Raw genomic sequence first — 368 nt, 5'->3', positions numbered from 1 at the left:
CCGCTTCGGGGTCTCACCTGCGCTTCGTAACCCACCGGAAGTTCAATGAAAAGGCCCGTTTTAATGATAGCCCTTTCGAGAGGCTTCAGGGTTACCGGTTCTGTGATATTCGCCCGCAGGTCCATTCCGGCGGAAGATCCGGTTTCGTAAGCCGGTAATTCATGCTGGGATTTGTTGATTATCTTTACATTCATGCTTGTTATATTTCTTCGGAAACAATGGGGTTAAGACTGCTTCAGAAGTTGTTTTAACTGATCTTTTTCAGCGTAATAAATAAGGGCAAAAAAGATAAGGATTAATATACTTCCCAGGTAATAATTTTCCCTAAAAAGGTAGAAGTAAACCGTTGAAAATCCTATGGAGATCAA

Annotated in this window: 1 protein-coding gene; it reads right to left on the bottom strand. The window is 42.1% G+C overall.

The annotated features are described in order from the left end of the window. On the bottom strand, nucleotides 1-194 hold a 194-nt coding region (locus HC175_RS20720; RefSeq protein ID WP_479685252.1), incomplete at its 3' end, for a dCTP deaminase/dUTPase family protein. Nucleotides 195-368 lie beyond the last annotated feature (174 nt).

This window comes from Salinimicrobium oceani, from assembly GCF_012037645.1.
Note: the sequence above shows the minus strand (reverse complement) of the source record. Positions and strands in the feature narration are given on the sequence as shown.